Source organism: Leptospira noguchii serovar Panama str. CZ214 (assembly GCF_000306255.2).
GTDB lineage: Bacteria > Spirochaetota > Leptospiria > Leptospirales > Leptospiraceae > Leptospira > Leptospira noguchii.
In genome coordinates this window covers 252234-265488 of sequence record NZ_AKWY02000004.1, presented here as the reverse complement: position 1 = coordinate 265488, position 13255 = coordinate 252234, and the positions used below count along the sequence as shown (strand labels likewise).

The 13255-nt window shown below is 34.7% G+C and carries 7 protein-coding genes and 3 pseudogenes; 6 read left to right on the top strand and 4 right to left on the bottom strand.

Annotated features, from left to right (window positions below; genetic code table 11):
* Window positions 1-311 precede the first annotated feature (311 nt).
* Window positions 312-1979, bottom strand: a complete 1668-nt coding sequence (locus tag LEP1GSC059_RS02720; RefSeq protein WP_017215258.1) for a GGDEF domain-containing phosphodiesterase — start codon at window positions 1977-1979, stop codon at window positions 312-314.
* Window positions 1980-2480: 501 nt separating this feature from the next.
* Here LEP1GSC059_RS02720 and LEP1GSC059_RS02715 point away from each other — a divergent pair.
* A complete protein-coding gene (locus LEP1GSC059_RS02715) occupies window positions 2481-2882 on the top strand; it encodes a hemerythrin domain-containing protein (RefSeq protein WP_002177616.1) in 402 nt (133 codons plus the stop codon).
* A 246-nt stretch (window positions 2883-3128) separates the two neighbouring features.
* Here LEP1GSC059_RS02715 and LEP1GSC059_RS22740 read toward each other — a convergent pair.
* Together LEP1GSC059_RS22740 and LEP1GSC059_RS02705 are read right to left on the bottom strand one after the other, a co-directional pair.
* Window positions 3129-3326, bottom strand: a pseudogene (locus LEP1GSC059_RS22740) (IS3 family transposase); the annotation flags it as partial.
* A gap of 831 nt (window positions 3327-4157) precedes the next feature.
* Window positions 4158-5024 carry an MBL fold metallo-hydrolase gene (locus LEP1GSC059_RS02705; RefSeq protein WP_002177602.1) on the bottom strand — a complete coding sequence of 289 codons (867 nt, stop codon included), beginning with the start codon at window positions 5022-5024 and terminating at the stop codon, window positions 4158-4160.
* Between the two features lie 326 nt (window positions 5025-5350).
* On the opposite strand from LEP1GSC059_RS02705, the pseudogene LEP1GSC059_RS24810 reads away from it, so the two are divergent.
* Both LEP1GSC059_RS24810 and LEP1GSC059_RS02700 read left to right on the top strand, forming a co-directional pair.
* Window positions 5351-5538 (top strand): annotated as a pseudogene (locus LEP1GSC059_RS24810) (hypothetical protein).
* Window positions 5539-5823: 285 nt separating this feature from the next.
* The gene (locus LEP1GSC059_RS02700) at window positions 5824-7032 is read left to right on the top strand and encodes a DegT/DnrJ/EryC1/StrS family aminotransferase (RefSeq protein WP_017215259.1); all 1209 of its coding nucleotides are present in this window, start codon (window positions 5824-5826) and stop codon (window positions 7030-7032) included.
* Between the two features lie 618 nt (window positions 7033-7650).
* On the opposite strand, the gene LEP1GSC059_RS02695 is transcribed toward LEP1GSC059_RS02700, so the two are convergent.
* Window positions 7651-8514: an alpha/beta fold hydrolase gene (locus LEP1GSC059_RS02695; protein ID WP_036056936.1), complete on the bottom strand. Its 864-nt coding sequence runs from the start codon at window positions 8512-8514 to the stop codon at window positions 7651-7653.
* Window positions 8515-9129: 615 nt separating this feature from the next.
* Between LEP1GSC059_RS02695 and LEP1GSC059_RS24805 the strand changes: the two are divergent.
* The 3 genes and pseudogenes from LEP1GSC059_RS24805 to LEP1GSC059_RS02680 all read left to right on the top strand — a co-directional run bounded on the left by LEP1GSC059_RS24805 (window position 9130) and on the right by LEP1GSC059_RS02680 (window position 13254).
* Window positions 9130-9336, top strand: a pseudogene (locus tag LEP1GSC059_RS24805) (hypothetical protein).
* A gap of 35 nt (window positions 9337-9371) precedes the next feature.
* Window positions 9372-11702, top strand: a complete 2331-nt coding sequence (locus LEP1GSC059_RS02685) for an ATP-binding protein (RefSeq protein WP_020980202.1) — start codon at window positions 9372-9374, stop codon at window positions 11700-11702.
* Window positions 11703-11742: 40 nt separating this feature from the next.
* Window positions 11743-13254, top strand: coding sequence for a hybrid sensor histidine kinase/response regulator (locus LEP1GSC059_RS02680; protein ID WP_017215262.1), 1512 nt, complete (start codon window positions 11743-11745; stop codon window positions 13252-13254).
* Window position 13255: the final 1 nt, after the last annotated feature.

The following is a 13255-nucleotide window of genomic DNA, read 5'->3' as shown; positions in this document are numbered from 1 at the left end:
GAAAAGCGCGGTCGTGAGCCATTTTAACTATGAAATTTGCGAGCGATTCGCCCCAATTTTCTTACGTCGAATTCACGTTAAGTATTCTATTTATGTGTCCGAGTAATAATTGACTTGTAACAAATTCACATTCAATTTAGGAACTTTCAAAATCTCTAAATGAGACTTAATCTGTGGGAACTACCACGTTTTACAAAGAGATCCAAAATAGGTTTGGAATAAATTTTTAATAAAACACTGTCCGAATGGAAACGTTGAAATGTAATTCTCTTAAAAATAAGAGCTAAATACAAAAAATATAATTTATATTTTTAAGTAGCGGGAATTACTTTATTGTAAATTAGTTTTTCTGCAAGTTCAATTTCCATCGGATGAGAATAATAATACCCTTGTCCGAAATCGCAATTGAGCTCTTTCAAAAGATTATGTTGTGTTTCATTTTCCACTCCTTCCACGATAATCGATTTGCCCATTGCTTGCACCAGATTTACCATAGAAGTAATTACGGCTCGTGTGGAAGTTTGAAAGTAATTAAATAAAAACATCTTATCTAGTTTGATGTAATCAATCGGAAGATGGATTAGTCTTCCTAGGGAAGAATAACCCTTTCCGAAGTCGTCTATTGCAAATTTAAATCCATAATCTTTGAGAGAGGTGATTACCTTGCTAATTTGGGATTTCCTAGAATCGAAGGAATCTTCCACAATTTCCAAAATGATATTATTGGGTTGGATTTTATAATAATCGCTCGCTTCTTTTAAAAGAGGAAATATGTTTTTATCTCCTAGTTGTTTTGGGGATATGTTTAGAGAAAGGGAAATATTCTCAGATTTTAATATTGAATTTTCATAATATTTAAACGTTTCCCAGATCATCCATTCTCCGATAGTTTTGATAAAACTGGAACTCTCCGCGATCGAAATAAAACTACCCGGTAAAAGTTTGCCTTTTTCGGGATGGTTCCAACGAACCAAGGCTTCCATGGAAAAAAAGCGGTTTTCTTTAAGATCTATAATTGGTTGAAAATGTATTTCCAGTTCGTTTCGGTTTAATACTTTTCTAAGATCGATTTCTATTTTCGCTTTTTCGTAATTGGTTGTGATTGCATTTTGATCATAATAAAATAAAGAATTAGGACCGATTAAACAAGAACGATGGAGCGCTTCCTTTAAAATTCCGAGCGCGTTCATGTCCGCACTTAATTTTAAATCGAATTTCGTATAACCTATGTTAACGTTAAGGTGAAATTCCCTTTCTTCGTAAGTAAAAGGAAAATCGAAAAGCATTCGAATACATTCCGCGAACCATTCCGCTTTGGTTTCCGAGTCTACTTGTAAGGATGAAATTAAAAATTTGTCACTTTCAATTCTAAATAAATGGTCGTTTCGATTTAGGTGTTTCTTCAATCGATCGGCTACTTTTACGTAAATAGATTCAAAATAAGAATTCTGTTCTTGAGATATGACTGAATCCGGATTGGATATTGAAATTAAAAAAGAAAAATGTTCTTCGAGGAAGGGTGTTTCTTCGGAGATTTGATTTCTGAAATGATTTAAAAAATATTTTTGATTTGGAAGATTTGTGTTCCGATCCCAATGACCCGTTTCGTATTCTATTTTAGGTTGAGTATTCGGCTGAGGTTTAAATCGAATCATATAAGAATCTTCGAAGTCATGAACACTGAGTTGGAGTTGAAAGTTCGTTTCATCTAAAAGCGAATCCTTTGAATCTTCGATTTCTTGAAGAAGATGGGATATGCTCGTATCGTTTTCTAAACGTTCTTTTTTCTTAGATTTAAGAAGTGGGATGATTTTTTCGTAAAGCACTTGGAAGTTAGGAAAGGACCAAAAGTTTTGAAACTTATGATTTGCATATACGGTCTTCCAATCTCGGTCTAAAACAACAATTCCTTCTGTAGATTGATCTGAAAAATACAACAACGATTTTTGTAAAGAAGGGGATAGGTTCTGGATTCCCATATGTTTTATCTTAACATGTCAAACCGTAACCATGGAGTTCGTTCTATAATTCAGAAAGTATGTTATTATAATCTTGCATGGAAAAATGATTTTTTTACAAATTGTTTGGTTCAAAAATAATTTCGGTTTTTTATTGATTTAATGGATAGATTGAATCGATAAGAATTTTTTTCCGTATGAAAAAACTCTTTCTTTCTAAATGTTAAAATGATTGCGTTCGTTTATCTGAAACTTGAGTTTACTTTACAGTTAATTTTTAAGTCTAAGAGAAAGAAGAGGTTACGATTTTAAAGATTTTTTCAATGAAATTGTAGTTATAGGTTGAATCGTCTTTTCTAAAATAAAATCGATTTCAAGTTTATTTTAGAAGCCGTATAAATTCCGAATATAAAACAAATTAATCACTTGGCCTGAGAAAGGATATTCCTCTTTCTGGATTTATCTTCTAATTTATTTCTGACGAGTTGTAGAAAAAGATCTTATAGATTAGGAACGAAAATTTTGAATATAGAGTTCTATAAAGTTCAATATGCAGAAATTCAGAAGTTGCTGAACGATATTGAAAAAAGATTACTCGGAGAAATTTCCGAAGATATGGACGAACTTCTCCACGAACTTGCAAGTTTTTCTGCGAGGTTAAAACTCCATTTGAACTTAGAGGAAAATTGGATCTATCCTGAGATCAAAAACCTACAACTGGAAAATAATCTTTCTATTGCTGAAGGTTTTAAAAGTCGGACAGTTGATTTGAAAAATTCATTTAAAACTTACTATTTTAATTGGTTGCTTCCTTCTTCTATTTTAAAAAATGAAAGCCAGTTTCGAGAAGAAACGGAAAAGTTGATTTTTAGTTTGAGGGATAGAATTCGTAAGGAAGAAAGTGAGGTTTATATTCTGTTTTAAAGAGATTATAATCTAGTTACATATTATTGAATACATTTTTACGCAGTATTTTCTTCAAACTGAACAAGGACTCATAATGTTGAGATCTTCGTCTATTATAATAGAGTTATTGAAAAATCCCATAGTTTAGTTTAACAAAATCGCTTTAATCGATCGCTTCCATGAAACAAAAACTAAGTGGCGATTCATTTTTCAACAACTCTAATAAACATTTATATAATCAAAAAGTGATTCTTCTGCTTTTTAAAATTTATAAAAGTAATTATATTCCATTTCTCTTTTCAGAGAACCAAAGAAGAACTCAGTAACCGCCTTGTTCCAACAATTCCCTTTTCGAATCTTGTTGAAGAGCAAATATTTCCGAGTTTCGCTCGAACAATAGTCCGAATGAAAAACTAAACCCTTAGGAAAATTTCTATAATCGATTACTTTGGAAAGAGCAGTTGTGCTATTCACTTAACGTGAGTTCGGCGTAAAAAAATCTGGGCGAATCCAGCCTTTGTTTGCAAAGGCTGGACCGGGCTCTCGCTCCGGTCAAGTTATTGTGAAATTCCAGAATCAGATTAAATTTTTATAAAATACCAATAACTTGACCTTGCATCGATCCCTTTCGCATTGGTTATACCGAATTCACACTAACTTAACGTGAGTTCGGTGTAAGAAATCCATTTTCTGAAAAAAGTTGAGATTTGAACTTTTTGGATTGATTCCTAAAATGTGGGAACTCATACAAAAGTAAATGTTTAAAAATTTGTAATATGACTTAAAATGCGGGAATTACTACAAATTACGATTTACGAACATATTCTAAAATTGTAGGAATTCATACTTTTAGAATATTCTTTTTCCTTTTCTCTATGAATTTCACGTTACCTAGTTTTTTTACGCTGAAACAGTGCTTTGGGATGAAAATTTATGATACTCAATTTTATAGGGATCAGTAAGAAATTTTTCTAGAAGTAAAAGTTTTTACATTCATTTTGGGGGATGATGAATCTTAGTTTCTTAAAAGCTAAAAAATAGCGGGGTTTGACATTTTCAAAATCAACTGTAAAACTTGGATTTGTAAGAGTTCCCACATTTATTTTTATGTAAAAATCAGGTTTTCATAAAATGAATCTCTTGCTCCGATTGATGTTAAGTTAGAATGTGGGATCTCTCAAGAAAGGCCCTAAATTACGGCTTAGATTTAATTTGTGGGAACTCATACAAGTTATTAGAATTTTATAATGTACTATCTTTATGCCTTTATTGATTTGGAGAATATAATCGCAATTAACGTGTTTCCATCCAGGAAATGCAATTTTTTAAAAGATTCAACATGATTTTCTGTTTTTTGTTTACTGGATAACCGTGCCCTGGTAAAACCCATTCGAAAGAATAATTCTTTAATTTTTTCATTGAGTTTATTTGTTCCTGCCAAGAATACCAACATACATTTTTGAAAGCAATTAAACGATCTTTTAGTGGGTCATAAGCGAGATGATCTCCCGTAAATAGGAATCGGTCTTTATAAAGAAGAACCGAATGTCCTTTGGTATGTCCTGGAACTGGAATTATTTTTACTTCGTTATCTATTTCAAAAGTGGTTTCTCCTTTTAAAACGATTTCGGCAGAAGGTACCGATCTTAAATCGTCTTCGTGAATGATTCTGTCGCATCCAAATTTTTCCTTAAATTTTTGATGGTCGGCCACGTCGTCTTGATGAGTTAAAAAATGATAACGGATTCCTCCTAGTGATTCGATCTTGTCGGCTAAAGAAGAAACAAACCGAGGAGAATCCACGAGTATATTTCCATTTTCTCTTTGAATGAAGTATGAAAATGCTCCGAAGGAATTTTTAGAATGATAACCGCAGTAATATACGTTTTCTTCTATCTTGGAGGGAAAAGTTTCTTTTGCTTCTTTTAAATCTGTTCTGTTTATCGTTCCGATGGAGGTGGTAGGGCAGGCTATCAGGGCGCGAAGTGCAGCTATTTTCTCAGATTCTATCTCTGGTTGTTTCCAAACATAAGAGCCTCCGTTTTTTTCGGCGAACGTTTTTGGGGCGATGATTCTGCACGTTTCACAATCGATACAAGTGGAATCTACATAGAAATTTCCCTCTTGGTTTTCCGATCGTTTTTTAAGTTGGTTTGCCATTAATCCTTAGACTTAAGTTGATTTATGATTTGTTTTTACTGCAAAGTTTTACTTGGAATCGTATTCGAATTTTGTAGGAACTCCTACAGGATTTGACTTTTTATTTATAAAATGTGGGAACTCCCACTTGAGTTTAGCAATAAAAAGACGATTTAAAAAATCAGTATAACAGAAATGAGACAAAATCTGTGGGAACTATCACTTTTTTAGAATAACTTTTTTTATCGTAAAAATTTCGTGAAACGATTTAAATTGTGCACGATTTGTTGGACGTCGACTTTTTGGGATCGTCCACGTCATTACTTGATTTAATGCGAAAGGGATCGATGCGAGGTCAAGTTATTGATATTAAAAAAATTGAATGTATAACTGTAATACATAATAACTTGACCAGAGCTGAGAGCCCGGTCCGGTTGCCTGTGGCAAGCCGGATTCGCCCAGATTTTTTTACGTTGAACTTGCGTTAATTATGGTTGAGCCTAAGTATTGTGGAACGATTTTTAGAGTGAGATGATTCCATTTAAAATTATATAAAACGGGGTATCTGCGAATATTTTGCATTTAAACGATGTTTTGCGATAAAATTTCGAGGTATTAAATTTTGTAAGGATTCATAATATGATAATCGGCCTTCTTTAATTTTTAAAGTGTGATGGAAAGTAGACTTATTTTTGGTTCGATAAAAATGAATTCGAAAACTAAAAATTGTATTAGTTCCCACATTTTTAGTTTTACGGATGAATTTCCAACTCAGGAAAAATGTAAATCTGCCGATATATGAAGAACCAGAGGGTTGGTTATGTCCGATATGATCACAGCACGCAAAACCTTTCTCCCGTTCGCTCTACCTTGTATTTCCGAAAGAGCCATTGAAGAAGTATCTTCCGTACTACGTTCCGGATGGATCACTTCGGGACCCAAGGTAAAAGAATTTGAAGAAGAATTTGCTCGTTATACCGGAGCCGATTATGCACTTGCTCTCAATTCAGCTACGGCCGGACTTCACTTAGCACTTGAGGCGATCGGAATGAGCCGTGAAGACGCGGCCATTTGTCCCGCGGTTACATTTACGGCTACTGCAGAAGTGATCTGTTACTTCGACGCGGAACCCATCCTCACCGATGTGGACCCGATCTTCAATCTTATGACTCCAGACACCCTTCGTACTACAATCGAAAGGGAATGTATTTATCTGAATGGGACTCTCTTTCATAAAAAAACAGGAAAGACTGTAAGGGCGATCTTACCGGTTCATCTTGCTGGAGTAATCTGCGATATGGAAGGTATATTAGAAATTGCTAAAGAATACGATCTCTATGTGATAGAGGATGCGGCCCATGCTTTTCCTGCGGTTCACAACGGAAGAAAGATCGGAACTTTTGGAGATTTTACCGTTTTCAGTTTTTATGCTACTAAGGGAATTACTACCGGAGAAGGTGGAATGGTTACAACTAAACATTCTCACTTTGCCGAAAGAATCAAATTAATGCGTTTGCATGGAATTAACCGAGAGGCTTATGATAGACCTGGTTGGTATTACGAAGTGGTATCACCTGGTTTTAAATACAACATGACCGACGTGGCTGCGGCTCTTGGAATCGTTCAACTTTCAGAAGCGGATGAACTTTGGAAACGTAGAATTTCAATCGCCGAAATTTATAAAAAAGAATTTGCCGACCTACCGTTTTTGCATCTTCCTCTTTCTGCACCGAACGGTGAACATTCTTGGCATTTGTTCCGTGTAGAAGTAGATCGTGCTTCTTGCAAAATGGATAGAGACATATTTGCATCTGAATTAAAAAAACGGAATATAGGTTCTAGTCTTCATTTTATACCACTTTATGAACATCCATTCTATGGTTCTCGTTTTAGATTTAAAAGAGAACATTTTCCGAATGCGAATGCGATGTATGCAAGATCTCTTTCTATTCCTCTTTTTCCGGGGATGAAGGATGAAGATATTCAAGACGTAATCAGAGCTGTTAAAGAAATTTTCGGTACACTTTAAAATTTGCAGTAGTTCCCCATATTGCAAAGGCAGGATTTTAGACATTCGGTTATATATTTAGAGTTATTGAAAAATTCCATAGTTCAGATCAACAAAACCCTGAATTGCGACCCATGGGAAGCAATTCATTGAGTTGCCACCCAAAATTAGGGAAAACTCATGCAACGCTCTCTCAAACTCAGCTTCTCTCTTCTATTGGCGCTCGACAGATCACGTTGCAGTGTGTAAGTTCTACAGAGGATTTGTCGTAATTCCGACAGATTTATATTGAGATCTAAATGTTTGTGTATAAGATTATGGCTTTCTACGGATACTCGATAAATCGCGTTCTATTGAAATTAAAGATGATATGTAGTATAACGTTTACTGCATACAACTGATTGACTAAAGTTGAGAGCCCGGTCCTGCCCGTGATAGCCCAATTCATGTTATTCAAAGTTGTTGAAAAAATCTAAATCTGCGACTAACAAAACGGTTTTATTGACCCGTTTTAATGAAAAAACGGAAGAAGGTTAATTTTTCAAAAACTCTAATACAAGATTTGCTTCAATTTAAAAGGTTTAAACAATAGTACTTTATGAATTTCTAATAAATTGCTGGGATTTCCACAGAAATCATTTAATCTAAATAACGATTAATTTCCCAGGAAAGTTCGTCCGATTTTTCCATGTGAATTGCGTGTTTTGCACCTGGAATCAAAACAAGTTTACTTTTTTTTAAATAAGAATGAAGTTTTTTAATCATTGTTGTATCTGTAATTGGATCTTCTTTGCCGGAAAGAATCAGAGAGGGGATTTGAATTGCACTTAACTTTTTCCCAAGGAAAATTTCTTCTTCTCTTTCTAGAGTATTTATAGTTAAAAATTGATTTGGAAGTTCATTCCAAGATTGAATGAGGGCTTTTCTGGCAATTTTTCCCGGCAAATTTGGAGTTTCGTAATACAACGCTTCAATGAGTTTTAAAAGATCCTCTTCGTTTTTAGGAAATAGAAGTTCTTTCATCTCGTCTCGTTGGGGATGAGGGATGCCACCGGGAGCCATCAAAACGAGTTTGGAAATTCTTTTTTCACGGTCCCGAAGGGCGATGTGCATAGTGATCAAAGCTCCCATTGAATGACCACCTAACACTAAATTATTGAGATTCAATTTTCGAATCGATTCATAGATTAAATCCGCAAAAACGTCCACTTGATACAAATATTTGAGATTGGGGAGTTTACTTTTTCCAAAACCGGGAATATCAGGAATCAAAATACGATAGTCTTGCCTGATCTTAGGAGCGACTTTTCTAAGACCAGTCGCGGAATCTAAAAGACCGTGGATCAAAAGAATCGATTTATTTTTTTCTGGATTTTTTTCCAAAAAATAAATCGAATGCCCTCCGATTTCTACTTCGAGATCCCGAAACCCAAGAATTTCTTTCATGTATTTTTTCTTTTTCCAGTGATAGTAGCTTAGGAATAATCCGTATATTGATTTCATAAATGTAGATTGTTTATTTCGTTTAAAATATTCACTTTTCATAAAGTTATTTTTAAAGAACCTCTATCAAATAAATTTTTAATTGGAATCTATTTCAAAAATATTTTATCTTTAGAGTTGTTGAAAAATTCCATAGTTCAGATCAATAAAGCTAGCTCGATCGTTTGTTTCCATGAAACGAAAATTGATGGAGAATTAATTTTTCAACAACTCTTTTGTTTAAAATGTCGAATTCTAAGATATTTTTGAGATGTCTTCTATATATTGTCGCAAAACAGCGATTTAACGCAGAAATTTGATCGGATAATTATTCTTTTGGGATTTATAGAAATTTTTTTTGTCAATAACTGACGTATTTTTAAATTTGAGCAAATAGACTTTGATACCATATTCTCACCTTTGATAATTTGTCCCCGAGTTATAGCCACTCAAATGTGGAGATGTCCGTAAAACTTTTTTACGATAGGATGTATAAATTGGATTTAAAAAAATAGATTCTATCAATCAAACCAATTGAGATGACTGCTTTGAAAAAATACTGAAAATCGATCTGCTAAAAAATTACTTTCACACTTTTGATTGGTGCTAAATAGGAATGTCAAAATCAGTTCCTCTGTGAAAGAACACTGTAAGTTTTGGTCAGATTCTAAATTAAAATTGTACAATTTTAACATTCTATATGATGGAATTTAGGATTTTCAACGAATCGACCTAAAAAATCCTTATATGAAGAATCTAAATCTATCACGGAAAATTATTCATCAATAGACTTTTGATTTAGTGTGTTTTCTGGAATTAGTTCTTGCAAAGAATCGAATGTAAGTCGAGACTCACTTCAGGTTATACTGGAAATCAGGATGCCAGATTCATTACTTTCCGTGTTTTATTCTTTTTTCCATCCTACTCAGGAAGGAATTCTCGCCTTAGATACAGAGACGGAAACCATTCTTTATTTAAATCCTGCTCTTGAAAATATCTTAGGTTATTCCTCAGAAGAGCTTCAAGGAAAACCACTCGACTTCATTTTATCTAGCTCGACACATCCTAAAGAAACTCTAACGATCAAACATAACGAACCTTTAAGAGTTTATTGGCAACTCAAACATAAAAGTGGAGAAGACAAATTTGTAAATTTTACGGTAAATAGTACTCACTTTGAAGGAAGAGGATTGCTGTTATTTTATTTCACCGATCAGTCTGAAATTCAACAAACAGAACTCAGACTTTATTATATGCAAAGTATCTTAAGAACCTTAAGGCTTTTAAGACAAAATCTAAGATATTTGACTTCGGAAAGTTCTATCTTTCAAAAACTTTGCGATACTCTTAAAGAAAATCCACATTACTTTTTAGTCTGGGCTTTTTTTTTCAAGGAGGGAGACGGAGAGTTGCAGGTTCTGGGACAAAAGGGTATGAATCCAGAACTAAAACATAAAATTCATTCATTCATTTCTTCTAATGCTCCATTTCCAATGAGGAATTTGATAGATACAAAAGATAATTTTATTATTCACGAGTTTGGTAAGGGAGAGTATCCGGAATGGGAATCGATTTTTACGGATCACAAATTTAGAAGGAGTCTTTCTATCGGAATCCGGGAAAAGGAAAACCTTTTAGGAGGAATCGAAATTTTATCCTTAGAGGAAATGGCATTTGATTCCGGTGAAAATTTTTTATACGAGGAAATTCTTTCTGACATACATAGTTCATTGCAAAATGCTAAAACGGAACGTACTCGGATCGAAAACTCCAAAAAATTACAGTTTCAAGGAGCACTTCTCAATTCTATAGAAGTTCCTCTTATTTCCACCGACGACGAGGGTTATATCACATACGGAAACAGAAGCCTAGAAAGAATATTAGGAGTTTATAAAGAAGATTTTATCGATCTTCAAATTGGCGAATTCCTACATTTGAGTCCGGTTGTTTTGGATAGACTTTCCAAAGAGGAATTTAGAACCGAAATCAAAATGAAAATTTTCCCGGATATGGAAGTACCGATGCTCCTTGCCTCTTCTAGAATCAGGGACGAATATGGAAATCCTATCGGAACCATTTTGTTACTTTTAGATATTACGGAACAAAAGAAAAACGAGGAGTTAATCCGTTCTTCCGAAATCAAACTGAGAAATTTATTCTCTGCCATGAACAACGGAATTGTAATTCTCACACCGGAAGGAATCGTTTTAGAGGTGGCTCCGATTCTCAAATTTCTTTTATTCCAAATGTTGAATGTAGTTCCCGGCGAAAATTTCTTTTCACTCTTTTCCCAAAAGGTAGGGGAGGAACTGAAAATTGGTGTTAAAAATTGTCTTGATTCCAGAAGAGCGGTGTTTTTAGATCTTCCGATTCCTTTTTTTAGAGAGCAGGAAAATTTCTTTTCGATCAAAATTCTTCCTTTAAAAAAATATAGGGAAAACGGAGGGGAGGCGGCGATGTTGATCTTTTCAGATGTCACTCAAACCAAACTTCTGGACAAACAACTTTACGAGACAGCAAGATTTGCTTCCATCGGAGAACTTGCCGCGGGGATTGCGCACGAAGTAAACAATCCTCTTCAGGCGAGTTTACTTTATTTAGAAGAGCTAATAGAAACCGAAGAGTCCGATCCTGCGGAAAGATTAAAAATTTATAAAAGAATTGAAGCAGCGAGTGTTCGAATCCGAGATCTTATTAAGTCTTTATTGGATTTAGGAAGAACCGTAGCAAGAGAAAAAGAGCTTGTGTCTCCTTATTACATTCTTCTCAGAGCCTGCGAGTTGATTGAAGTTTCCTGCAAAAAAAACGGGATCGAATTAAAACGAATCGCAAGCCCGGATCTTCCTAAAATTCGAGCCGCTTGGCAAGAAATCGAGCAGGTTCTAATTAATTGTTTGGTAAATGCAATCAACGCGATTTCCGAAATGGAAATAAAACCTTCTTTACCCAATATTTCGATTACGGTTCAGAAAGAATTTCATTTGAATCGAGACTCGATTCTTTTTACAATTTCGGATAACGGTCCGGGAATGACAAAAGAAGTTTTAGAAAAAGCGTTTCTTCCTCTTTATACTACTCGAAGAGGAAAACAGGGAACTGGTTTGGGGCTTTCGATTTCCCAAAGAATCATTTCCGAACACAATGGAACCATCTCTTTGGAGTCTTCCATTGGAAATGGAACTAGGGTTTTGATTCGCCTTCCTATATAAAAACGTTTTTTTGGTAAAATAGAGTTTAGCGTAAAAGTTTATGGAATCAAAGTTTACATCGGTACTCGTAATCGACGATGAATTCGAAATTCGTACCGTTTTGGAAAGAGTCATTTCCAAAGAAGGTTATCAAGTATTATCTGCAAAGGATTCCGATTCTGCTCTCGAAATCATCCGAAACCAAAAAGTGGACGTTGTTATTTCGGATATTGTAATGAACGGCAAAAGTGGAATCGAAGTAGCCAAAGAAATCCGTAAGATCAACGAAAACATTCCGGTCATTTTAATGACCGGAAACCCAGATCTTAACTCCGCCGAAGAAGCTGTCCGTAACCGTGCATTCGATTATATATCTAAACCAATCCGCCGTAGAAACATTTTAGAAATATTAGAAAGAGCTAAAATAGAAAAAGAAACCAGGGACAAACGTGCAGAAAATTTAATTAAATCGGAAACGGAAAATACCAAACTTGCACAACGAGCTAAGGATTTATATTTGCAAAATTATAATATACTAAACGCTACTAGCGATTGTGTAATTACTTTGGATCGAGAATTGAAATTTTCAGGTTTAAACCAAGCAGCGTTGTACGCTTTTGGATACGCCGAAGAAGAAATTGTAGGAAAACATTTCGAAGTTCTGATACCCATCGGAAAAGAAACACTTTATATGGAGAGATTAAATAGGCTCTTAAAAAGGAAAAATAAAAGACAAATTTCAAGGATCAGCCGAGCAGATCTGAAAAGTAAAAACGGAGAAGTAAGAGCTTATGAAATTTCGATATGTTATTACGACATTGAAGGTCAAACTTATTATACCGGAATTGCAAGGGATATAACGAGCAAACTTTTGATTTCTGAAAAACTCATAGACGCGGAACGTAGAGCGTTTCTTTCGATTCTCGCTTCGAGTATAGGACATGAAATCAACAATTCTTTGACAGCGATTCAAGGTCATATAGAAATCGCAAAACTTCCGGATGCAACGGATCCGATCCGTCAAAAAGCGATTCAGATTACTTGGAGCCAATTGGTCAAATTGAAGACTCTCACAAACAACCTTTTACAGTTGGGTAAACCAGGCGAAAATTTCAAAAGACCTTCGGAGCCGATCGATTTAAACGAATGTGTGGAAAGTGTAATTGATGTTTTTCAGAAAACTTCCAGACTTAAAAATTGTAAAATTCATTTTAAACCGGAACCGATACCAGTGATTGTGGAATCGAACCAGGATCAACTTTCTCTTTTACTTTCCAACATAGTTTTAAATTCTGCGGACGCAACCGGCAATCAGGGGAATATTCAAATTTCTGTATATATTAAAAATTATCATCCTGTTGTATCTGTCTTGGACGATGGAATTGGAATGGACGAAGAAGTGATTCAAAAAATTTATCAACCGTATTTTACTACGAAAGGAATTGGGAAAGGAACTGGATTAGGAATGTTTGTAGCCAAGGAAATTGCGGATCAACACAAAATTAAAATCGAAATCGAATCGGAGCCAAATCTAGGAACCGAATTCCGTTTAATTTTTCCGAACAAGGTATAAC